The organism is Streptomyces sp. NBC_01723 (assembly GCF_036246005.1).
In the GTDB taxonomy this organism is placed as follows: domain Bacteria; phylum Actinomycetota; class Actinomycetes; order Streptomycetales; family Streptomycetaceae; genus Streptomyces.
Window position 1 is genome coordinate 7135751 of record NZ_CP109171.1, and the last position, 20734, is coordinate 7156484.

Annotated in this window: 10 protein-coding genes and 15 pseudogenes; 14 read left to right on the top strand and 11 right to left on the bottom strand. The window is 66.9% G+C overall.

The annotated features are described in order from the left end of the window. Positions 1-85 precede the first annotated feature (85 nt). The 6 genes and pseudogenes from OIE75_RS33530 to OIE75_RS41605 form a co-directional block, all read right to left on the bottom strand. Positions 86-247, bottom strand: a pseudogene (locus OIE75_RS33530) (transposase); the annotation flags it as partial. Positions 248-255: 8 nt separating this feature from the next. Beyond that, positions 256-1328 (bottom strand): IS630 family transposase gene (locus tag OIE75_RS41600; RefSeq protein WP_443078410.1). Its coding sequence is split into 2 segments (ribosomal slippage): positions 256-818 and positions 818-1328, totalling 1074 coding nucleotides; the frame shifts between segments, so codons are not numbered across the junction. A gap of 56 nt (positions 1329-1384) precedes the next feature. Next, a pseudogene (locus OIE75_RS33545) lies at positions 1385-2049 on the bottom strand (IS5 family transposase); the annotation flags it as partial. A gap of 50 nt (positions 2050-2099) precedes the next feature. Next, positions 2100-2916 (bottom strand): IS5 family transposase gene (locus OIE75_RS33550; RefSeq protein ID WP_329474100.1). Its coding sequence is split into 2 segments (ribosomal slippage): positions 2100-2568 and positions 2567-2916, totalling 819 coding nucleotides; the frame shifts between segments, so codons are not numbered across the junction. A 220-nt stretch (positions 2917-3136) separates the two neighbouring features. Then, a pseudogene (locus tag OIE75_RS33555) lies at positions 3137-3891 on the bottom strand (ISAzo13-like element transposase-related protein); the annotation flags it as partial. A 7-nt stretch (positions 3892-3898) separates the two neighbouring features. Then, positions 3899-4258: pseudogene (locus tag OIE75_RS41605) on the bottom strand (transposase); the annotation flags it as partial. Between the two features lie 243 nt (positions 4259-4501). Here OIE75_RS41605 and OIE75_RS33570 point away from each other — a divergent pair. After that, positions 4502-6151 (top strand): hypothetical protein, encoded by a 1650-nt coding sequence (locus tag OIE75_RS33570; protein ID WP_329473195.1) that lies wholly within the window; start codon positions 4502-4504, stop codon positions 6149-6151. A gap of 150 nt (positions 6152-6301) precedes the next feature. Here the strand turns inward: OIE75_RS33570 and OIE75_RS33575 are convergent. After that, positions 6302-6580, bottom strand: a pseudogene (locus tag OIE75_RS33575) (NF041680 family putative transposase); the annotation flags it as partial. On the opposite strand from OIE75_RS33575, the pseudogene OIE75_RS33580 reads away from it, so the two are divergent. The 3 genes and pseudogenes from OIE75_RS33580 (at position 6534) to OIE75_RS33590 (ending at position 10304) form a co-directional block, all read left to right on the top strand. After that, positions 6534-7712 (top strand): annotated as a pseudogene (locus OIE75_RS33580) (IS701 family transposase). The pseudogenes OIE75_RS33575 and OIE75_RS33580 sit on opposite strands and share 47 nt — an antisense overlap. Before the next feature lie 166 nt (positions 7713-7878). Further along, entirely contained in the window at positions 7879-8970 is a 1092-nt protein-coding gene (locus tag OIE75_RS33585) for an IS630 family transposase (RefSeq protein ID WP_329473196.1), read from the top strand. A 350-nt stretch (positions 8971-9320) separates the two neighbouring features. Further along, positions 9321-10304, top strand: a complete 984-nt coding sequence (locus tag OIE75_RS33590) for a hypothetical protein (RefSeq protein ID WP_329473197.1) — start codon at positions 9321-9323, stop codon at positions 10302-10304. A gap of 183 nt (positions 10305-10487) precedes the next feature. Here OIE75_RS33590 and OIE75_RS33595 read toward each other — a convergent pair. Further along, a pseudogene (locus OIE75_RS33595) lies at positions 10488-11304 on the bottom strand (IS5 family transposase). A gap of 144 nt (positions 11305-11448) precedes the next feature. Here OIE75_RS33595 and OIE75_RS33600 point away from each other — a divergent pair. Beyond that, positions 11449-11958 (top strand): transposase, encoded by a 510-nt coding sequence (locus OIE75_RS33600; RefSeq protein ID WP_329473198.1) that lies wholly within the window; start codon positions 11449-11451, stop codon positions 11956-11958. Here the strand turns inward: OIE75_RS33600 and OIE75_RS33605 are convergent. Beyond that, positions 11876-12406: a hypothetical protein gene (locus tag OIE75_RS33605; RefSeq protein ID WP_329473199.1), complete on the bottom strand. Its 531-nt coding sequence runs from the start codon at positions 12404-12406 to the stop codon at positions 11876-11878. The genes OIE75_RS33600 and OIE75_RS33605 overlap by 83 nt on opposite strands. A 107-nt stretch (positions 12407-12513) precedes the next feature. Here OIE75_RS33605 and OIE75_RS33610 point away from each other — a divergent pair. Continuing rightward, positions 12514-12857: pseudogene (locus tag OIE75_RS33610) on the top strand (NF041680 family putative transposase); the annotation flags it as partial. 28 nt (positions 12858-12885) lie between these two features. On the opposite strand, the pseudogene OIE75_RS33615 reads toward OIE75_RS33610, so the two are convergent. Further along, positions 12886-13754: pseudogene (locus tag OIE75_RS33615) on the bottom strand (IS5 family transposase). 440 nt (positions 13755-14194) lie between these two features. Here OIE75_RS33615 and OIE75_RS33620 point away from each other — a divergent pair. The 7 genes and pseudogenes from OIE75_RS33620 to OIE75_RS33650 all read left to right on the top strand — a co-directional run. After that, positions 14195-15033, top strand: a pseudogene (locus OIE75_RS33620) (IS5 family transposase). Positions 15034-15378: 345 nt separating this feature from the next. Continuing rightward, positions 15379-15777 (top strand): annotated as a pseudogene (locus OIE75_RS33625) (IS5 family transposase); the annotation flags it as partial. A 136-nt stretch (positions 15778-15913) separates the two neighbouring features. Continuing rightward, positions 15914-16670 (top strand): annotated as a pseudogene (locus OIE75_RS33630) (transposase family protein). A 25-nt stretch (positions 16671-16695) separates the two neighbouring features. Beyond that, entirely contained in the window at positions 16696-17022 is a 327-nt protein-coding gene (locus tag OIE75_RS33635; protein WP_443078421.1) for a transposase, read from the top strand. Positions 17023-17227: 205 nt separating this feature from the next. Beyond that, positions 17228-17554 (top strand): annotated as a pseudogene (locus OIE75_RS33640) (DDE-type integrase/transposase/recombinase); the annotation flags it as partial. Positions 17555-17620: 66 nt separating this feature from the next. Continuing rightward, positions 17621-18800, top strand: a pseudogene (locus OIE75_RS33645) (IS30 family transposase); the annotation flags it as partial. 4 nt (positions 18801-18804) lie between these two features. After that, positions 18805-19338 (top strand): annotated as a pseudogene (locus OIE75_RS33650) (integrase core domain-containing protein); the annotation flags it as partial. Here the strand turns inward: OIE75_RS33650 and OIE75_RS33655 are convergent. Beyond that, on the bottom strand, positions 19284-20051 hold the full coding sequence (locus OIE75_RS33655) for an IS5-like element IS1373 family transposase (RefSeq protein ID WP_329474011.1): 768 nt from the start codon (positions 20049-20051) through the stop codon (positions 19284-19286). The pseudogene OIE75_RS33650 and the gene OIE75_RS33655 sit on opposite strands and share 55 nt — an antisense overlap. An 87-nt stretch (positions 20052-20138) precedes the next feature. Here OIE75_RS33655 and OIE75_RS33660 point away from each other — a divergent pair, with 87 nt between their 5' ends. Continuing rightward, positions 20139-20711: a hypothetical protein gene (locus OIE75_RS33660; RefSeq protein WP_329473200.1), complete on the top strand. Its 573-nt coding sequence runs from the start codon at positions 20139-20141 to the stop codon at positions 20709-20711. Positions 20712-20734 lie beyond the last annotated feature (23 nt).

Here is a 20734-nt window from a genome sequence, read left to right on the forward strand (position 1 = left end):
TGTCCTCCCGGCTGACTCGGTGGCTTCGACCGGCACCGGCCGCTTCTCAGCCCGCCAGTCCTGCACCACGCTCTTAGACCGTGTCCTACGTGGTGAGGCGGATGAGTCGTTTGTAGCAGCAGAGGGCGGCGGCTAGGCCGAGAAATGCCAGGTAGTTGCGGGGGTCGCGCTCGTACCGCGGGCTGAGTCTGCGGTAGCCGGACAGCCACGACATGGTGCGCTCGATGACCCAGCGTCGGCGTCCTACTGAGGTTTTCAGGGCGGGGTCGGTGGGGTGATGGCCAGACCTGTGGCGGTCAGGCAGCCGTCGACCAGGTGGGGTCGGAGCTGGATCCTGCGTAACTCGCGGCGAAGGGTGCGGTCGAGGTCGGCGGATGTGTCGAAGGCGGTGTTGGCCATCGCCCTGCGTACCAGCGACCAGACGGCCTCGACGGGATTGAGGTCGGGTGCGTAGGGCGGGAGGCGGACGGTGGTGAGCCAGTCGTGGTCGGCCTCGTACTGCTTCAGCCCGGTGGCCAGGTGGGTGTTGAGGTTGTCCCAGACCACCACGATCGGGCCGTCGAGCTGGAGGTGTGCGCGGACCAGGAGGTCGCGGTAGTCCTGCCAGGAGAGGCTTTTGCGTGCGCCCTTGAGGCGGAGGTGAGCGCGGGGCCGGTGGATGAGGCGGCTCTTCTCGCCGGGTTTGTAGCAGCACAGTGCGGCGATGGAAGTCCGGCGGCGGGACCTGCCGCGGACGCGGATGACGGGGGTGTGTCCGCGTCGGCCCCAGGTGTGGGCACGGGGCGGGGTCATCGAGAAGCCGGCCTCGTCCTCGAAGACGATCCAGGCACCGGACGCCGCCGCGAGTCTTTTACCTGCGGCCACACCTCCCTCTTCCACAGCTCCACCGCATGCTCGTCGCGCTCGAGTGCTCTGCGGGCGGGTGCCTGCCAGGACCAACCGTGCCGTTTCAGCAGCCGCCACACCGTCGCCACCGACAGGCTCACCCGCAGACGCCGGCGGATCACCGTCTGCACCCGTGTCAGGGTCCAGCGTTCGTCTTCGAAGCCGTGTACGGCCGGCCCCTTGCCGAGTTCTTCCTCGAGCACGGCGAACTGGGCGTCTGTGACGGTCGGGGAGTTCGCCGGACCCGCCGAGCGCAGGGCCTCCATGCCGCCCTCGCGCCAGGCACGACGCCAGCGCTCCACCGACCGCACACTCACCCGCAGATCCTTCGCGATCGCCGCCGTCTTCTCGCCCGCCGCGAACCTCTCGCCGGCCTGAAGCCGGATCCCCTCACGAAAGGCCCGCCGCTCAGCGGTCAAGCCCCCACCCTCCGGATACCTCACACCAACGGCATACCGCAGGGGCCATCAGCCGTCACTACCCGACGACAACCCGAAATCCTCAGTAATCGTTCGCTGGACTCGATGCCCTTGCGGGCGATGCGGACGCCAATGCGCTTGCCGCGTAACCATTTCCGCAGGTGGGGGATGTCGTACGCCTTGTCGGCGTGCAGGCGCTGGGGCTTGAAGTGGCGGTCGCGATGGGGGTCGTGTCTCGTTTGGTGACCCTCCACCATCGGCTTCAGTCCTTCGCTGTCGTGGGTGTTGCCGGCGGAGACACCGACAACGAGGGGCAGGCCGTTCGCGTCCGACAGGATGTGCATCTTGGAACCCGGCTTGCCCCGGTCCACGGGGCTCGGACCTGTGTGTTCGCCCCCTTTTTGGCCCGGACGTGGGCGGTGTCGAGTACGACGCGGGTGACGTCGATCAGGCCGGCGTCGTCGAGCCGGTGCAGCACGGCCTCGTGCAGACGGCCCCAGACACCGGCTCTGGACCAGATCAGGAACCGGCGGTGCGCAGTCGACTTCGATATCCCGAAGCACGGCGGCAGAGCCCGCCAGGCGCAACCGCTGACCAGCACGTAGATGATCGCCGCGAACAGCGTCTCATCAGGTGTGTCCTGCGTTCCGCCACCCTGCGGTCGCACCTTCGACGGCGGGATCAGCGGCTCGGCGATCTCCCACAGCCCGTCCGGAACAATCCAACTCCACGTACCCCGCCCCATAGACAGCCCAACGAGCGATCACCACGTAGGACACGGTCTTAGACCGTGTCCTACATGGTCAGTTTGAGGAGTCGTTTGTAGCAGCACAGTGCTGCGGCGAGGCCGAGAAAGGCCAGGTAGTTGCGGGGTTTCCGTTCGTAGCGAGGGCTGAGTCTGCGGTAGCCGGACAGCCAGGAGATGGTCCGTTCGATCACCCATCGGCGCCGACCCAATCGTTCGCTGGACTCGATGCCCTTGCGGGCGATACGCACTCCGATCCGCTTGCCGCGGAGCCATTTCCGCAGTTCAGGGATGTCGTAGGCCTTGTCGGCATGGAGGCGTTGGGGTTTGAAGTGGCGGCCGCGATAGGGGTCGTGTTTCGTTTGGTGACCCGCCACCATGGGCTTCAGGCTTTGGCTGTCGTGGACGTTGGCGGCCGAGACGCCGACGACCAGGGGCAGTCCGTTCGCGTCCGACAGGGTGTGCATCTTGGAACCCGGCTTGCCTCGGTCCACGGGGCTCGGACCTGTGTGTTCGCCCCTTTTTAGCGCGCACATGAGCCGAGTCGAGGACCACACGGGAGACATCGACAAGGCCCGCGTCATCGAGCCGGTGAACGACGGCTTCATGCAAGCGCCCCCACACGCCGGCCCTCGACCAGATCATGAACCTGCGGTGTGCGGTCGACTTCGATATCCCGAAACACGGCGGCAGAGCCCGCCAGGCACATCCACTGACCAGCACATAGATGATCGCTGCGAACAGCGTCTCATCAGGCGTGTTCTGCTTCCCGCCGCCCTGCGGCCGAACCCGGACCTCCGGGATCAACGGCCTGGCGATCTCCCACAAGCCGTCCGGAACAATCCAACTCCACGTACCCCGCCCCATACGCAGCCCAACGACCAACTGACCATGTAGGACACGGTCTTACTTCCCATCTGCGAGGCTTGCCATCACGGAGCATCGTTGAAGGTTCAGTGAGCTTCACCCTCTTTGCCTGTGTGGCTCCCGGATGGAACGGGAGCTCTTGGGCTTCTTCCCCGAGCTTCGCACCCCGCCGTTGCCAGCGACGCACGTCGGAGAGGGGACGGGCCTTGGACGGCCCGGGTTACGTCATCGGCGTCATGCCCACCGCCTCCCTACGTAACCACTCACAGCGTGCGACCTCGCGTCGCACCGCCGACCTGGCAGTTCTCGGCGGGGCCCGGGGCCCGTATTGGCTTCCACGGGGGTTGTTCGGGCGTGTAGCTGTTCCAAGGTGCGGGCCGGCGATCCGGGTATCGGCGTGACGAGGGACCGGTGCAGGTCCAGGAGCCGTTTTGCGTCCTGGTACTGGATGGACAGGTTGGTGCGTTTGACACCCAAATAGTTGGACCAGGAACGTCATGGTCATCGCTCTGCGACGGCAGAGGATGGCTGCCAGGAGCCGGTGGGTGTGTGGTCCATGCTGCTGGTCTGTGGGTGACGGTAGCTGCGTGGTCGGTGGAAGCGTCGCGGGAATGCCGCCTCGGCCAACGCGTCCCAGAAAGGTTCCGAGACCGTCACCAGCTGCTCGAAGGCGGTTCGTGACATGCCGATCAGGGCCGGGTCGGTCAGCATCGCGGTCAGGGCGGGATCGGTCCGGTGTGCCGTTGCCGGCGCGTCTGGCGCTCGCGGTGGAACGAGCGACAGTGTGTAGTTCCAGTTACCGTGGAAGGTGTTGGGTGTGATCGGAAGGGCGTGGAACTCGGCGGGTGTGACGCTGATGCCGAGATCGTAGCTGCCTGCGTCCAGTGTGGCCCCGATGGTCAGGACGGTCCTGGTGGTTGTGGCGGCGATGGTCTCGGGGACGACCTGGTAGCTGGTCAGCGGCCGCCCCCGAAATACGGGCCCCGGCGGTGCCGGAATACTGGTGCTGCGCGCCCGCGGAGGTGGCGCCCTTCTTGACGAAGCCGGTATCATCGAGGATGAGGACCCCGACGGTTTCGCCGAGGTTGTCGGCGACGTATGTCTGCAGGTCGTCGCGGACGTCGTCGGCGTTCCAGGTGGCTCCGTTGAGGAGCCGTTGCAGGCCGTCGGGGTGCGGTGGCCTACGTGCTCGGCCAGGTTACCAGCCGTTTTTGCGGCCGACCGGACCGAGCAGGGCGCGGACGTAGTCGCGCATGCGACGTCGTGGGTCTGCACGGCCGAAGCGGTGGCCGATTCGCAGGATGAGGTCGTCGAAGTCCCGGCCCCAGGTCGCGTCGGCCAGGTCGTCGATCACGCGGGGAGGCTGCCCTCATCACAGCTCGGACAGTTCTGGATGCCACTCGTTGGAGGGGTGGTCTGGGACCGTCCCTGACACACCATCAGTCCACAACACTCCAGGGGATGCTTCTGACCAGGCCAGATAGCGAAACGCTGCCGGAGTACTAGGGCAGGCGGGTGTTGAACCGTCGGGCGGTGTGCTGCGTTGAGGGGGGGTGTTGTCGGCGGTTTGCGTATGGAGGATGTCATGGATCAGCACGCTCCCCTTCAAGGGCACGCTCTGGGGATCGCACGGCTGTACGGCCTGAGCGGCGAGCCGGAGCACCCCGCCCAGGTCCCCCGCGGCCACCTCCCCAAGCGGACCAGGAAGGACGCGCCCGCGTGGGAGAAAGCAGCCCGGAAGCGGATGCATAATCTCCTCAAACCCGAGAATGTGGTCAGTGAAGCGGAGGGGATGGTGCTGGCGGATGCGCAGATTCCTGTGAAGCCACGGCCGAACAGGGCGGGTTACCACATCGACCGGGCGGTAGCGCGGCACAGTGAGGACACCAGGGCGGCTGCGCATGTCAGCAACGCCACGGGGATCGCACGGCTGTACGGCCTGACCCGCGAGCCGGAACACCCCGCCCAGGTCCCCCTCGGCCACCTCCCCATGCGGAGGAAGGACGCGCCCGCGTGGGAGAAAGCAGCCCGGCAGCGGATGCATCATCTCCTCGACCCCGAGAATGTGGTCAGTGAAGCGGAGATGAAGGTGCTGGCGGATGCGCAGATCCCCCTGAAGCCACGGCCGCAGGGAGCGGGTTACTACATCGACCCGGCGGTAGCGCGGCACGGTGACGACACCAGGGCGGCTGCGCATGTCAGCAAAGCCACGGGGATCGCACGGCTGTACGGCCTGAGCGGCGAGCCGGAATACCCCGCCCAGGTCCCCTTCGGTCACCTCCCCACGCAGGCCAGGAAGGACGCGCCCGCGTGGGAGAACGCGGCCCGGCAGCGGATGCATAGCCTCGTCAGCCCTGCGAGGGTGGTCAGTGAAGCGGAGGGGAAGGTGCTGGCGGATGCGCAGATCCCCCTGAAGCCACGGCCGCAGGGAGCGGGTTACTACATCGACCCGGCGGTGCCGCGGCACAGTGACGACACCAGGGCGGCTGCGCATGTCAGCAAAGCCACGGGGATCGCACGGCTGTACGGCCTGACCCGCGAGCCGGAACACCCCGCCCAGGTCCCCCTCGGTCACCTCCCCACGGCGGCCAGGAAGGACGCGCCCAAGTGGGAGAACGCGGCCCGGCAGCGGATGCATCATCTCCTCGACCCTGCGAGTGTGGTCAGTGAAGCGGAGGGGAAGGTGCTGGCGGATGCGCAGATCCCCGTGAAGCCACGGCCGAACAGGGCGGGTTACTACATCGACCCGGCGGTAGCGCGGCAGCGGGACTTCTTGTCCGGTGTGGTTGTCGGCGGTGTGCAGCCCGGGCTGGGGCTGCCCGGTGCGGGGGCTGCACAGTCTTGGAGCGGGGCCGCTGTGCCGCTGCCGGGAGTTCTGCCTGCCTCGGACGAGGCGCAGAACCCAGTGGGGAACTATCTGGTGTCCGCGGCCGGTTCCGGTCAGTTCTCCAGTCACCAGGCCGGTCACCAGCCGGGCCCCTCCCAGGAATTCACCAGCAATATGCATCGCCGCGAGTTCGATAACGCTTTTGCGCCGGCTGTGGCGATGGACATGCAAGCGTGGCAAGAGTTCAACCAGTGGGCTCAAAGGCGGGGAGGGCAGCCTGCCGGAGAACCCGCGGCACCTCCAGGATTCGGGGCCCAGGATGGTAGGCACGGCATACCGGGCCCACAGTTTCCGGGCGGCTACGAGAGTTCAAGGCCATCGTCACAGGGACGTCGCGTTGCCAGGTGACGGGGAACGTGTGACACCACAGCCGGACCACCGCACCGGGAACACCACGGCTTGCAACCCCCGACGCCGACGGGCTTGTCCGAACCGTTCGCACCGCCCCCGCCTGGTCACGCCGGTGCGGAGTCGGGCTCTCGTCCCTAAGCTTGACGTTTATGCAGCTCTGCTGCTTGCGATGGCTTCCGCGAGGTTTGGTTTGTCCTGTTTCCCGACGGGGTGCTCGCGTGCGCGGCGCTTGTTCTTGATCCCAATTGGCCGGCCGGGGCCTGCGGTGCTGGGTTTCGGTGCGCTGGCTGGCTGAGGTGTTTTCCCGTGGAGGCGGCGAAATCCTCGACGGACGCGCGCGGGTGTGAGTCGCCCGTGGTGGGCGGGCCGCTCCCAGGGATTGCGAAGGTCTTCTGCGAGGGGCCGGGCAAGGCGGAGTTGGGTATGTTATCTGCGGGGTCTGATGCTCGATGGCCGGCGGAAGTCGGTCCAGCCGATGGCCGAGCGTCTGCCGGACGGGAACATGCAGGCCCTGCAGCAGTTCGTGAACCAGTCGCCGTGGGATCCGCTGCCGGTCAGGAAGCGGATCGCCGAGCGGCTCACCGAGGCGGTCACGCCCGAGGTGTGGGTGGTCGACGACGTGTCGTTCCCCAAGTGCGGGCGGGCGTCGGTCGGGGTGGCCCGGCAGTACTGCGGCGCGGTCGGCAAGCGGGCGAACTGCCAGGTCGCGGTCAGCGTCCATGCCGCTACCGACACGGCCTCGTGCCCGCTGAACTGGCAGTTGTATCTGCCGCGGGAGTGGACGGACGAGCCGGACCGCTGCCGCCGCGCGGGAGTCCCCGACGACGTCGTCCACCAGGAGAAGTGGCGGCTTGCGCTCGGCCTGCTCGACACGCTCGCCGACTGGCAGATGAAGGCGCCGGTCGTGGTAGCCGACGCCGGCTACGGCGTCAGCACCCTGTTCCGGATCGGCCTTGAGGAACGAGGACTGCCCTACGTCCTCGCGCTGACCGGGAAGGAGGTCGTCCACCCCGAGGGCGTCGAGCCGCACCATCCGACATACGGCGGGCTCGGTCCGCCCACACTGCCTCGCTATCGCATCCCACCACGAGCCATCTCCGCCCTCGCGGCCGAGACCGACGCGGCCCGGTTCACCGAGGTGACCTGGCGCCAGGGCAGCAAAGGCGCGATGACCTCATGGTTCGCGGTCCTGACCATCCGGCCCTCGGGCAAGCAGTCCCTGGCCGCGGCCCAGGAGGCGGGCGGCGGCCGCAACCGATGGGACGGCGTCCTGCCCACCCAGACGCTCCTGGTCGAACGGCCGGACAGCCACGACGCTCCCACGGGCTACTGGATATCGAACCTTCCCGCTTCGACCCCGGTCGCCGACCTGGTGCGGTGGGCGAAGATGCGCTGGCGGATCGAGCACGACTACCGCGAGCTCAAGCACGGCCTGGGCCTGGACCACTTCGAGGGCCGCACCTGGCGCGGCTAGCACCACCACGTCACCCTCGTCACCGCCGCCCAGGCATTCCTCGCCCTCAGGAGGCTCGACCCAAAAGTCCGCACACCGGCCTGACCCTCTACCAGGTCCTCGACGCTCTACAGGACCTGCTGAGGTGCTGGACCGGTGCCTGCACCACCTGCGGACGCCCCCTGCCTGCCCGACGAAACCGCCTCAGACAGCGAAGAACCTAACGAAGCACTACTAGTGACCTGAGTCGGAGATTTTTCGTTAGTTGGGCATGAGTCGTCCGGGTCCGAAGATTCCGCCGTTGTCGGTGAGCGATGCCCAGCGGGCCGTGCTGGAGGGCTGGATGCGGCGTTGTTCAACGGCCCAGGCCCTGGCCTTGCGCTCGCGGATCGTGCTGGAGTGTGCCGAGGGGCACTCGATCATGGAGGTGTCCCGGCGTCTACGGATCACTCCGGACACGGTCCGCACCTGGCGACGCCGCTTCCTCGAACGGGGCTTGGACGGCTTGTGTGACGACCCGCGGCCCGGTGTCCCGCGGAAGATCACCGACGCGGACGTCGAGCGCGTCATCGTCAAGACGCTGGAGGAGAGGCCGAAGAACGCCACCCACTGGTCGACGAGGTCGATGGCTGCGGCCACGGGCATGTCGCAGTCGAGCATCTCGAGGATCTGGCGGGCGTTCGCCCTGGCCCCGCACCGCTCACAGACGTTCAAGCTGTCTACCGACCCGCTGTTCATCGACAAGGTCCGCGACGTCGTCGGCCTCTATCTCGATCCGCCGGAGAAGGCCCTGGTGCTCTGCGTGGACGAGAAGTCGCAGATTCAGGCTCTCGACCGCTCTCAGCCGGTGCTGCCGATGATGCCCGGCGTTCCTGAACGCCGCAGCCACGACTACGTCCGCGCCGGCACCACCACCCTCTTCGCCGCCCTGGAAGTGGCGACCGGCAAGGTCATCGGCTCCCTTCACCGCCGCCACCGGGCCGCGGAGTTCAAGAAGTTCCTCACCAAACTCGACAAGGAAGTCCCAGCCGGCCTTCAAGTCCACCTGATCCTCGACAACTACGCGACCCACAAGACACCCGACATCAAGAAGTGGCTGCTGGCCCATCCACGGTTCCACCTGCACTTCACCCCGACCAGCGCGTCCTGGCTGAACCTGGTCGAGCGGTGGTTCGCCGAGCTGACCCAGAAGAAACTCAAGCGCGGCGTCCATCGCTCCGTCCAGGCCCTCGAACGTGACATCAGGTCCTGGCTCGCCGACTGGAACGAACACCCCAGACCCTTCGTCTGGACGAAGACCGCCGACGAGATCCTCGACAAAGTCGCCGCCTACTGCCGACGAATCTCTGACTCAGATCACTAGCCCGTCGTGGCAGAATGCGTGCGAGGCCGAACCAATGTCCCACGACGGCCACCGACGCTCACCGACCTATCGGGGCAACTCCCCGCCGGTCTACCAGTTCGGAGGGGCAGCAGTCATCATGGCCTGATCACGGATTCGCAGTTTCGGCGGTGGAGGAACGGCAATCCTGGCTTGGAAGCAACGCGAAAGGTGCCATCATGATGGACTCCGCAAAACAAACGCACCGCGATGATCACGACCGGGAGACGTACCTCGAGTCGGGAGTGCCGCAGGGTCGCGCGCCCTCGGCCGCCACGACCGACGCTGGGACGCAGTGCGAGGCAAGTGGGAAGGGCAGTAAGCTCTGGGACGTGGTCAAGAAATCTACCCTCACGGCCACCATGGGTTGGGTGTCCGCCGGTTACGCACGGCACAACAGCGTGTATCGCGCCATCGGTTTCGGACATCTCGCTGCCTACAACGCGGAGAAGGCGCTGGAGAGTTGGCCGGACCGCGAGGATGCGGCAACGAGCATCGGCAATGCCCTCGGTACGGCTATTTGGGCGGGCGGAATCGCCACAGGAAGTAAGATTGCTCTAACTCTGGGGCCCGCTCTGAATGCCACGACGAACCTCACCTCGGCCGCAATGAAATATCGTCAGGGCAAGGCGGCTTGGTCCAGGGGTTTGGTTGATGTCTCCGAGATGGCCGCGTTCACGGGTGCTGCGGTGACAGACAACCCTGTGGCGCGCGCCATCGCATTTTCAGCCGCAGGAGCAGGCTTCTTTTGGGATGCGGTGGGAGAACGAAACAAGGGCCTCCTGGGGCACGGAGTTGGCTCACTCGTATGGGCAGTCGGTGCCGGAATGGATAATCACTCGTGGCAGGCTGCCGGGGCGGGAGCCGTGGCTCTTTCGGAGTTCGCACGGCTCACCTACCCGTACCTTGAGTCGCTCACTGGGAATACCCCGCCCGAAGCAACGCCCAACAACCCAGGTGACGAACCGACGGCCCAACAGGAGATGCCTCTGGTTGGGGTCTCCGTATCCGCTGAGGTTCCTGGCACCAGCGTTGCGGAGGTGGCCAATCGCCTACTGCCCTCGGGGCAGGCCGCAGAGATGACCAACAGCCAGCAAGCACCGCGCAACCCGATCACGGGGAACGGTGTCTCCATCCCCCCCATGCCATCAATAGCGCTCTGTGGCTACGCGCCCCCCACCACCCGGACCAGGTCACAATCAGCGCCCGGCAGCCTCCACTCCATGACCGCGGAAGGTGCTAACACCCCAGCCTCGACGCCCCATCCACGAATTGCCCGCGAAGACCTGCGACGACACTCTGTCCGCCGCGCCTGACCTCCGTAAACGCCCAGTCCTTGGCAGTTTTGCTTGTGGGGGGGGCGTTGTTTGCACCGGTGAAGTTCCCGTATCTCGGCGAACGGCAGCGGCGTTGCTGACGGCCAAGGAGCCCGGAGTCTGGGGCACGGCGGCAGACGGGCGGTGGCGGGGCGGCATGGTTCAGCGAGACAATAAGAGGTCCTAACGAAGGCGTTGGACATGGCGGTGGGTGATCAGGCAGGTGGCGAGGCCGGGGAAGGTTTCGTGGATGTCGTCGCGTCGTTCCCAGCGGATCCGGAGGCGGCGGAAGCCGTGCAGCCAGGCGATCGTGCGCTCGACGACGTAGCGGAAGATGCCCAGGCCGGTGCCGTGGGGCTCGCTTCGTCTGGCGATCATGGGCCGGATGCCGCGCTGCCAGAGCTGGCGGCGGTGGATGTCGTGGTCCTAGCCGCGGTCGGCCAGCAGAGCGTCCGGCCGCCGGCGGGGCCTGCCGACCCGGCCCGCGACGGGTGGGATCTTGTCTAGGAGGGGCAGCAGCTGGGTGACGTCATTGCGGTTGCCGCCGGTCAGCGATACCGCGAGCGGGATGCCCTGGCCGTCGACGATGAGGTGGTGCTTGCTGCCCGGCCGTGCGCGGTCGACCGGGCTCGGCCCGCTTTGGGCCCCGTCGGGCGGCCCGCACGTGCGAGGAGTCGATCACCGCCCGCTCCCAGTCCAGCCGGTCCTTCGACCGCAGCTCGTTCAGCAGCAGCTGGTGGAGCTGGTCCCAGACGCCGGCCTCGTTCCAGGCCGCCAGGCGCCGCCAGCAGGTCACGCCCGAGCCGAAGCCGAGTTCCTGGGGCAGGTACTCCCACTGGATACCGGTGTGCAGCACGAAGAGGATCCCGCACAGGGCCTGCCGGTCCGGCACCCGCGGTCTGCCCTGGACCCTCTTCGGACCTGGCGTCGGCAACAACGGCTCGACCAGCGACCACAGTTCATCCGACACGATCCACGGCCGCGACTGACGGTTTCCCATACCCAGACATACGAGCAGAGAGGCCGACAGCCTCATGATCAGCAGCTTTTGTCAGAGCCAGTAAGACCGTCCTACCTTCTTGACCGGGCAGAGCGAGCCATTCGTAGGGGCGAAGGCCGCAGCGCCGAGCCGAGCGGGGGAGGCGTGGACTCGCAGTCGGTGAAGGCGGACGCCACCGCCACCTTCGGCTCTCGGGGCTTCGACGCGGGCAAGAAGATCAATGGTCGCAAGCGGCACCTGCTCACCGACACGCTCGGACTTCTCCTGGCCGTGCTGGTCACACCGGCGTCCGTGACCGACCGGGACGGCGCCCGGTCCCCTCTGCCGCAGGCTGCGGGCCGCTTCCGGCGGCTGGCCCGGGTCTGGGCCGATGGCGGCTACACCGGCCACCTCACCGACTGGACCAGCCAGCACCTCGGCCTCGTTCTTGACATCGTCCGCCGCGATGAAGGCGTCCGAGGCTTCCAGGCACTTCCCCGCCGCTGGGTCGTCGAACGGTCCTTCGCCTGGTTTCTGCGCAGCCGCCGCCTGGTCCGGGACTACGAACGACGCACCGACACCAGCGAAGCCGTCATCCGCTGGTCGATGATCGCCCTGATGAGCCGCCGTCTGGCCGCACAATCTGGTCGGCCTGCAGTCCTGACGGCAGGGTGAACCTCCCGGGCTTCGTCTCCACCAGCCAGCCCCGCTCCGCCAGCCTCTTCAACCGTGCTCTCGCACCCTCGACGCGTGAGGCCGAGGCACTGTCCCAGCCGAGCACCACGGCCGCCCGCCGGGCGCCCACCCCGTCGATCCCGGCCTCGGCCGCGGCTGCCATCATCGCTTGGTAGTCCACCGACAGGTCTTCGACCCCGGCCGCGTTCTGGCGATGCGGCACCGCACGGCGCGGGCCCACCGGCTTCCTCCGCAACGGGCCGGCGGCTGTCCCGGCTGGCTGTTCCTCCTCGGCGAGCGCTTCCAGATACTGCTCCAGGCCCATCGTCCGAAGCCTGAGAACCTCCTCGGCTTCGGCCAGCTCTGCCCGCACCCGCTTCAGTTCGGCTTCGAGCTCATCCACCCGCACGGCAGCGGCCTTCCGCCGCGTTTCCAGGACCGCACGCATCGACGGCATCCGCCACCCCCACCGACTCGATCAGCAACGAGTCGAGACTCCCGCCACAGCCGCAATCTCATGCCTGACCAGCGGAACCGCACACGACATTCGGAAAGAGAACGGCCTCTCAGGCATGGGACCGGGTCCACCCAAGGCTCACCCATCGCTCCTCCTGGCTCCACCACGACGGTGAACTTCCCATGGTCGAGGGCACGTTGATTCGGTTGAAGGTCGAGCATGTCGAACGACCGTGACGCCCCGCCGGTGTGGTTGTGGCCCTCCAAGACCAGCGCCACTCCGGACGACGTGGACCGATTCTGGCAGGCATTTCTCCACCGCTTCGACCTGGAGCACACCTTTCGCTTCGCGAAGCAGACCCTGGGGGCTGCACCACTCCGAAGCTCCGTACTCCCAGGCGGCGGACCGCTGGACCTGGATCCTGATCGTCGCTCACACTCAGCCCTGAGAGGTCGTTTTCGCCCGATGTTTCATCCCGTAATCGGTTGTTTCATGGCCTTCGTCGGGTCGCGCCAGGAGATGGTGTTCTCGCCGGTGAGGCGGCGGGCCATGAGGTCGGTCATGGCGATGTGGATCACGGCTTCGGAGCGGCTGGAAGGGTTTCGTAGTCACGCGCGAGGCGGCGGTGGAGCATGAGCCAGCCGTACGTCCGCTCGACCGCCCACCGTTTCGGAATCGGGGTGAAACCCCTGTTCCCGGGCTTGCGAGCGGTGATTTCCATGTCGATGCCGAGGGTCGCGGCGTGCTCGACGAGGTGCTGACGGTAGCCGCCGTCGGCCCAGACCTTGCGGATCCCGGGGTGGTCGGCGGTGACCTGATCCAGGAGCCGGGCGCCGGCGATGGAGTCCTGCACTCTCGCCGCGGTGACCAGCACGGCGAGGAGAAGGCCGAGCGTGTCGGTGACGATGCTCCGCTTCCTGCCAACGATCTTCTTGCCCGCGTCGATGCCCTGACCGGAGGCCGGGACGCTGGTCGAGGTCTTCACGCTCTGGGCGTCGATCACGCACGCTGAAGGCTCGCCTTCCCGCCCTTCCTTCTCCCGCAGCAGCTGCCGAAGCAGACCGTTGAGCTGGGCGAACACACCCTCGTTCGCCCACTTGGCGAAGTAGCCGTAGACGGTGTTCCCGTGCGGGAAATCATGCGGCAGGTAGCGCCACTGGACGCCGGTGCGATCCACGTACAAGATCGCGTCCATGATGTCGCGCAGGTCGTGTTCGGGCGGCCGGCCGAAGTCCAGCGCCCGGCCGCGGCGCTCAAACCGCCAGGCCGCAAGGACCGGCTTGATCAACTCCCAACGGGCATCGGACAGATCACTCGGATACGGACGTCGTTTCACCATGCTTCCGACGTACCGCTGCGGGCAGAGTGCGCCCAGGCGCACAGCGGCGACAGTCGACGCACACACGGCCGCGAAGACCAGGCATCCTGGGATGAGACAGGATTACGTCTCCTTCTGCCTCATCCGCAACCCCGCCCGCCTCATAGACGCCAGCCGCCTCCGCCACCTCACCTGAACCACGACCCGACACTTCGAGAATTCACTGATAAGCGGGCAGTACAGGTGAAAACGACCTCTGAAAGAGCGTTTTGTCCCGGCGAGGTTGTTCGGTAGTGCTTCGAGGGGTGAGTGGGTCTGTGTTTGCTGAGGCGAGAGTGGTCGATGCGGCCTGTGGGGCAGGAGACTCCATGCCTCTGCCCGCCTGAGTAGGGTCGCTCCTGTCTGATGCCAAAGCGCCCCCGTTGACGCTGTTTGTGCCCTGTGGGTGGTACTACCGAAACATAACGCGACTACGCCCGTATCCCAGCGACCTGTCCGATGCCCGCTGGGAGTTGATCGGTCCCACGCTCACCGCCTGGCGGGCCCAGCGCAGGGGCAAGGGCCTGGACATCGACCGTCCACCCGAGCACGACCTGCGCGACATCATGGACGCCATCCTGTACGTCGACCGCAGGGGGATCCCCTGGCGCTACCTGCCGCACGACCTCGCACTGTGGGAAACCGTCTACGGCTACTTCGCCGCCTGGCAGAAGGAAGGCGTCTTCGACCAGCTCAACGGTCTGCTGCGACGCCTGGTTCGTGAAGCCGAGGGCCGCAGCAAAGAGCCGAGCGCCTGCGTGCTGGACGCTCAGAGCGTCAAGGCCTCCGCCATCGTGCCGGCAGCCGATCAGGGCATCGACGCGGGCAAGAAAATCGCAGGTCGTAAGCGCCACCTCGGTGTCGACGCCCTCGGACTACTGCTGGCAGTCTGGGTGAGCGCGGCCAGCGTCTCCGACAACGTCGGCGGCATCCACTTGCTCTCCCAGATCGCCAGCACAAGCCCCCACGTGACCAAGGCATGGGCCGACACCGGATACCGCGCGACGGTGATCGACCACGGTGCCCGCCCCGGGATCGACGTCGAAGTCGTCCAGCGCGACCCTGGAACCAAAGGCTTCAAGGTGATTCCCCGGCGATGGTGGTCGAGCGGACCTCCGGCTGGCTCATGCACCACCGCCGACTGGCCCGCGACTACGAAACTCACGCCCACCGGTCCGAAGCGATGATTCACATCGCGATGACCGACCTCATAAGCCGACGACTCGTCAGCGAATCCACCCCAAACTGGCGCGACATCTGAACCTCGAACGAAACAGCCTCGCCGGGACGAAACCCTCTTTTGACTGATTCTCCTCCTGCTTGGCCTTGCTGAAATCAAAGTCGCCCATGTCCCCATGTCCCAGACCGGCGCGACATGTACATGCAGGTGCGGCGCCTCAAAGCCTGCGATGACGAGGCCGGCACGCGGAGCGATCCACGCGCGCTGCACCCCTTACTCTACGACCTGGCCACCTCGAAGCAACGCGCCAGAAGGGTCCCGCGTCCGTCCACCGGTCGACCTCACGCCGCGGCACGACACGAGTGCGCCCAGGCCGCAACGGAGCGATGGACAGAAAAGCGACGATTTCAGCACGATGTGATCGTCGACCGCCACGGCACCCCGCTCGCCGGATCACTGACCGGCGGCAACCGGCACGACGTCACCCAGCTCATTCCGCTCCTGGATGCGATTCCGCGTATCCGGGGCCGCCGCGGCCGTCCTCGCCACAAGCCGAAGCGTCTGTACGCCGACCGCGGCTACGACTTCCGCAAGTACCGCCGGCTCCTGTGGGCCCGCGGCATCGTCCCGAAGATCGCCCAACGCGGCGCCCCGCACGGCTCTGGCCTGGGCAAGACCCGCTGGGTCGTAGAGCGCACGTTCGCGTGGCTCCACCAGTTCAAGCGCCTGCGCATCCGCTACGAGATACGTGCAGACCTGCACGAGGGACTCCTCCAACTCGCCTGCGTCATCATCTGCTTGAGGCGGCTACGCACCGCATTCTGAAACGATCATTGAGCCTTTTCAGCGTGGCCGCTGAACGGGTGACGGTGCTGCTGGGGAGGAGGGACCGCAACGCACGAGGCTCCCGTGCCGTTGAGGGAGGTGTTCGAAGTCTCAATCCATCGGCACAGGAGCCTCGTTGGTTCTCTATCCTGCCGCACTCGACCTGTCTCACGCCTTGGTCGCGTGGGTCACGATGCTCATCGTCACCCTTGAGGGGGACCGGCGATGCAAGCTCCCGCCGCACCAGCGTGCGCTGGTCGCCCTGGTGTATCTGCGCCGTCACGACACCCTCGCGCGCATCGCGGCCGGCTTCGGTATATCCGTCGGTACCGCTCACGCATACGCCACGGCCGTCGTCGGTCTGCTCGCCGGCCGGGCTCCGGGCCTGCTGAAGGTCCTGCGCGAGAGCGACCCGGACCTCGTGCTGCTGGACGGGACCCTCGCCGAGTGCGACCGGACCGGCGACGGCCGTGGGCCGTGGCGACTACCCGGCCAAGCACCGCCGCCACGGGGTGAACGACCAGGCCGTCACCGACCCCACCGGCAAGGTGCTGTGGATCTCGCCCGCGCTGCCGGACCGCACCCATGACCTGACCTCGGCCCGCCCCCACCGGATCATCCGGATCTGCGAGCGACAGGGCGCCCCCGCCCTGGCTGACCGCGCATACCAGCGCGCCGGCCCTTGGGCCACCACCGGGCTCAAACGACCACCCGGAGGCGAACTCACGCCCACACAGCGAACTGTCAACCGCGCACCGGCCCAGGCTCGAGCTCCCGTCGAACGCGGTATGGCACAGCTGAAGTCCTGGCAGATCTTCCGCAGAGCCCGCATCAGCCCCAACCACATGACCGTCATCGCCAAGGCCCTCCTCACCCTGGAGAGCCAACGCTGAAAGAGCTCCCTGAGAGGATCGAGTCATGGCACGTCCGTCCCCCTACCCTGCTGAGCTTCGTGAGCGTGCGGTGCGCATGGTCACGGAGATCCGTCCGAACTACCCGACCGAGTGGGCCGCGATGAAGGCTGTCGCGGCGAAGCTGGGGATCGGCGCGGCGGGGACGGTGCGGACGTGGGTCCGCAAGGCTGAGGTAGACGCAGGTCAGCGGCCCGGTGTAACGTCCGAGGAAGCTGCTGGGATCAAGCGGCTACGGGCCGAGAATGCCGAGCTGCGGCGGGCGAACGAGATCTTGAAGGCGGCGTCGGCTTTCTTCGCGGCGGAGCTCGACCGGCCGGCGAAGCGCTCGTAGCGTTCATCGACGAGTACCGCCAGGTGTTCGGGGGCGAGCCGATCTGCCGTGTCCTGTCCGGTCACGGGCTCGAGATCGCAACCAGCGCCTACCATGCCGCCAAGAACCGCACCCCCGGGCCGTCCGTGACGCCGGGCTGAAGACGCACATCAGCCGTGTTCACAGGGACAACTTCAGCGTCTACGGGGTGTGAAAGGTCTGGCGGCAGCTGCACCGCGAAGGCATACCGGTGGCTCGCTGCACCGTCGCCCGGCTGATGCGCGACCTCGGCCTGGAGGGTGCCAGACGCGGGAAGAAGATCCGCACCACCATCCGGGACGACGGCCAGGAGCGGGCTGCTGACCTGCTCAGGAGCGACTTCACCGCGTCTGGTCCGAACGAGCGGTGGGTGGCCGGCTTCACCTATGTCGCTACCTGGTCCGGGATCGTCTACGTGGCGTTCGTCGTGGATGTGTTCTCCCGGGCGATCGTCGGCTGGTCCGCCTCTACCAGCAAGCGGGCCAAGCTCGTCCTGGACGCCCTCGACATGGCACTGTGGCGCCGGGATCGCGCCGGAACTCCCGTTGGTCCAGGGCTGGTTCATCATTCGGATGCGGACGATCCCTCCGGCCGCTACCTGTCGTTCGCCGAACGCGAGGAGATCGCCTTGCTCAGGGCCCGGGACAAGGGCGTGCGTGAGATCGCCCGCACGCTCGGGCGCGACCCGGGAACGATCTCTCGCGAGCTGCGTCGCAACGCCGCGACCAGGGGTGGTAAGCCGGTCTATCGCGCCGTGGTGGCCCAGTGGAAAGCGCAGCAGGCCGCGAAGCGCCCGAAGACGGCCAGGCTCGTGGGCAACGGCCGTTTGCGTAAGTACGTGCAGGACCGACTCGCCGGTGACGTGCGCCGCCCCGACGGCACGATCATTCCAGGTCCTGCGACGCCGCCGTGGAAGGGCCTGAACAAGCCCCATCGCCAGGACAGACGGTGGTCAACGGCATGGAGCCCGGAGCAGATCGCCTGCCGGCTGCGGGTCGATTTCCCGGATGATGAGTCCATGCGCATCAGTCATGAGGCGATTTACCAGGCGCTGTTCATCGAGGGCCGAGGCGCGCTTAAGCGCGAGCTGGTCACGTGCTTGCGCACGGGCCGTGCACTGCGGGCGCCAAGGGCGCGGTCCCGGAACAAGCCGCAGGGCCACGTCACTGCTGACGTCGTTCTCAGCGAGCGCCCGGCCGAGGCCGACGACCGTGCTGTCCCAGGCCATTGGGCAGGGTGACCTGATCATCGGGACGGGTAGGTCCGCGATCGGCACGCTCGTCGAGCGCAGCAGCAGGTCCACGCTCCTGGTCCATCTCCCACGGCTGGACGGCTGGGGCGAGAAACCGTACGTCAAGAACGGACCATCGCTCGGCGGATACGGGGCCACGGCGATGAACGCGGCGCTGACGGAAGCGATGACCAAGGTGCCCGAGCAACTACGCAAGACCCTCACCTGGGACCGCGGGAAGGAGCCCTCCGGCCACGCCCAGTTCGCCATGGAGAGCGGGACCAGGGTGTTCTTCGCTGACCCACACTCGCCCTGGCAGCGACCGGCGAACGAGAACACCAACGGGCTGCTGCGACAGTATTTCCCGAAAGACACAGACCTGTCCCGGTGGTCCGCCGAAGACCCCGAAGCCGTCGCATACGCACTCAACAACCGGCCCCGCAAGACCCTCGGCTGGAAGACCCCCGCCGAAGTCTTCGAAGAGCAACTACGCTCACTTCAACAACCCGGTGTTGCATCGACCGGTTGAACTCACCCAGTACACCTCGATCGCCTTCACCGCCCACCTCCTCGACGCCGGCATCGACGCCTCGATCGGCACCGTCGCTGATGCCTACGACAACGCCCTCGCCGAGTCCACCATCGACCTGTTCAAGACCAAACTGATCAACCGTCGCGAGCCGTGGAAGACCTTTGCGGACGTCGAGTTCGCCACCGCCGAATGGATCGATTCGTACAACTACCGCCGACTCCATGGGGCCCTCGGCCACATATCACCAGCCGAGTACGAAACCGCCTACGATCACCAGCACACCCGCGCCAACGAACCCGTCAGCGAGCTCTCCACCGAACCCGAAACGGTTCAGAGTCCTGGTATTGAAGCTAAAGGCTGTCCCGCAACGTTGAGGCGGGCGGTTGCGAGACCGAGAGGTTCGGCGCCTATCCTCCTGCTGTGCAGCTGCCTCGGGATCCGTCGAACGTCGCCTAGAGGTTGTCCCGTATGGAGTGTGAGTTATCCAGTGAGGGCCAGGTTGTGCAGTCGGGCGATGCCGAGCATGGCCTGGTGAACTCCGTCGCCCTTGAGTCGGCAGTCCCGCAGGATCTTCCAGTTCTTCAACCGCGACAGGGCGTGTTCCACGCGCGCTCGTGCCCGGCGATGGACGGCGTTCTCTGCCTCCTGCGAGGGGCTGAGGTGGCTCTGGCCTCGTCGTTTGCGGTGCGGGATCAGGAGGCCGGTGCCTTGGTAGCCGCCGTCGGCAAGGGTCGGGGCGCCGCGGCAGGCCCGATCGATGCCGGACTCGGTGAAGGCCCGGCAGTCGTTGCGGCTGCCGGGCAGCGGGAGACCGATGGCCACGACCAGGCGGCTGTTGGCGTCGATGACGACCTGCAGATTGGTCGAGTACCGGTAGTTCTTGCTGGACGCGGCGACACTGCGGTCGCGGGTGGGCACCAGAGTGCCGTCGACGATGTAGACGGTGTCCTTGCGCGGCCGCCGCGCGGGCGAGATGGCCAGCAGCGGTGCGAGATGGTCCAAGATGCGGTCGGCAGCGGACTTCGAGACTCCGAACAACGGCGCCACCTGCCGCAACGTGAGGTTCGTGCGCCAGTACGTCGCCACCAGCAACACCCGGTCTTCGAGCGACAGCCGCCATGGCCGGCCACGCTGAACGTCGCCACCTCGGCGCCGTACCAGTGCCACCAGCCTCGCAAACTGCACCTCGGTCAGACCCGCAAACGGCTCGATCCACTTCGGATCATCTGCTGAGATCACCCCACCCATGCCCGACCAACGCACCAGCAGCACCACCGGTTACGGGACAACCTCTATGCTCTGGAGGCAGCGTTTCCGACCCGTCTTTCCGGTGACGTGCAGAGCGTCCTGGCGGTCATGCCGGAGGCCAGGCTCGCACCGACGATGCCATTCGAGGTCGAGGTGCAGGGCGAGACCGTCGCCATCCCGTCGCGCATCTACAACGAGGAGCCGAGCGCCGATTCGGAGCGGCCACCCCTGGCCGGGACTCAGCAGGTAATTTTGCACTGCCTGTACTCCCGGCACAGTGATGGCCAGGTCCGTCAGCGGCACCTTGAGCAGATTGTGGCGTCGGGCGAGCCGTGGGTAGTGCCGTTCGTGGTGCAGTTGGCCGGCGAATACGTGCTGGAGATCATCGAGGCGATCGGCCGGGGTCTTCCAGGACTCGCCATCCCAGGCTCGGCCCAGCGCCGACTCTACGGGGAGTTCATCGCTCGGAATCCGGCCTTCTTCGCCCGCACGGAGCGGCGCGTGGTGAGCTACTGGTCGTGCTACTACCGCTGGAAGTACGGAGCGTTTGGGACGTATCCAGGGTGCGTCCTTTTGGAAGCGTTCCGGGCCGCTGTGGTGGAACAGGTGGGCGGGCAGTGGCCGCGGCACACGCCGCATCCCGCTGGCGGACGCGGGTGAGGGACCTGCCTGAGTTCGGCCAT

What these genes read in the sequence shown, in the direction of transcription:
- OIE75_RS33570 (WP_329473195.1), top strand. Translation starts at nt 4,502, where the DNA reads ATGGATCAGCACGCTCCCCTTCAAGGGCACGCTCTGGGGATCGCACGG.
- OIE75_RS33585 (WP_329473196.1), top strand. Translation starts at nt 7,879, where the DNA reads ATGAGTCGTCCGGGTCCGAAGATTCCGCCGTTGTCGGTGAGCGATGCC.
- OIE75_RS33605 (WP_329473199.1), bottom strand. Translation starts at nt 12,406, where the DNA reads ATGCGTGCGGTCCTGGAAACGCGGCGGAAGGCCGCTGCCGTGCGGGTG.
- OIE75_RS33635 (WP_443078421.1), top strand. Translation starts at nt 16,696, where the DNA reads ATGGCACGTCCGTCCCCCTACCCTGCTGAGCTTCGTGAGCGTGCGGTG.
- OIE75_RS33655 (WP_329474011.1), bottom strand. Translation starts at nt 20,051, where the DNA reads ATGGGTGGGGTGATCTCAGCAGATGATCCGAAGTGGATCGAGCCGTTT.